This is a genomic window from Clostridium algoriphilum, from assembly GCF_020443705.1.
GTDB lineage: Bacteria > Bacillota > Clostridia > Clostridiales > Clostridiaceae > Clostridium_AD > Clostridium_AD algoriphilum.
This window is the reverse complement of record NZ_JAIZZK010000097.1, coordinates 1-1,292: the sequence shown is the minus strand read 5'-3', so window position 1 is coordinate 1,292 and position 1,292 is coordinate 1. Positions and strand designations below refer to the sequence as shown.

The 1,292-nt window shown below is 28.6% G+C and carries 2 protein-coding genes; both read left to right on the top strand.

Going from position 1 to position 1,292, the window contains the following annotated elements; all coding sequences use genetic code 11:
• Positions 1–206 precede the first annotated feature (206 nt).
• Positions 207–707: a DnaB-like helicase C-terminal domain-containing protein gene (locus tag LGK95_RS22040; RefSeq protein ID WP_226127044.1), complete on the top strand. Its 501-nt coding sequence runs from the start codon at positions 207–209 to the stop codon at positions 705–707.
• Between the two features lie 23 nt (positions 708–730).
• On the top strand, positions 731–973 hold the full coding sequence (locus LGK95_RS22035; RefSeq protein WP_226127043.1) for a hypothetical protein: 243 nt from the start codon (positions 731–733) through the stop codon (positions 971–973).
• Positions 974–1,292: the final 319 nt, after the last annotated feature.

Sequence of the window (1,292 nt, the reverse complement as noted above, 5' to 3'; positions counted from 1 at the left end):
GATCCCATTAAGAAATAAATATAATATAATAATGTGCAATTATCTATTAATGTTTATTTTTAATAAAGAACAAATTATAAGTGAAATTACTAGAATAGCAGATGAGAATGCCTTCTGTATTGTTGAACTAAATAAAAAGAAGTTATAAAATGAGCTCTTTTTTTTATGGATTTAAACACAGGTGAAAGATCTGAAATTAGCAAGATTTGAGCAAAGGATTAATAAAAGATACCGACTTCAATGTGACCCCAAAAGAGGCGGGAGAAATAGCATTTAAAAACAATGTATTTATAAATTGTAGAACTAGATTAAGTGTGGCAGAAATAAGGGCTGAAGCTAAAAAGATAAAAATACAAAATGGATTAGATGTTGTCTTTATAGACCATATTGGAAAAGTAAGACCGGATAAATTAAAAGCAACGAAAAATGACCAAATAGGGCAAATATCAGAGGGACTTAAAAATATGGCAATGGATTTAGATATATGTTGTGTGGTATTAAGCCAATTAAATAGAGAGGTAGAAAAAAGATCCAACAAGCGGCCAATAATGAGTGACTTAAGGGATTCAGGATGTATAGAGCAAGACGCAGATGAAATCTTAATGTTATACCGTGATGATTATTACGAAGGACGTGAGAACAGACCAAGTAAAAGCCCAGGACTTCTTGAAATATTAGTTGCAAAGAATAGAGATGGTTTCACATAGAGTGGCTTGAGCTTAACTTTAATGTGAATATTGAAAATGATTTTTATAAGTTAGAGAATCAATTATTTGTGAAAAAATATATTAAACAAAATTTATTTTCTCCAAAAGATCTAAAAATAATAAATAATTATTTTAATAAGTATAGTGAAAACTGTAGAGACTTGCTATATAATATACAATTATTAATTGAAGATATTGATGAGATAGTTTATAACATTTATGATATAAATGAAAACCAAAAAAAAATTGTAAAAGAATATGAATAACCTATTTAGTATATATTTAATATCTAAATGTTTTAAAGATACAGGGCATATAAGGAAAGCTCGAAATAAGATACGTAAAGGCATACGAAAACACCTATAAATTGTAAAAAAATCCACTAAAAAGATACGTAAGGGTATACGGAAACATACTAAATTGTGATATCACTGTTTTGCTAGGCTTTGCCTAGTTTATCACCCCAAGTGATATCAAAAACCCCTTATGCTCATACAGAGAACTAGGGGGTACCCATTATCTTAAAGGTTGTATCAAAATTTACGCTACTAAAAAACCAAGAAAAAAGGAGAAGTTATGGATATT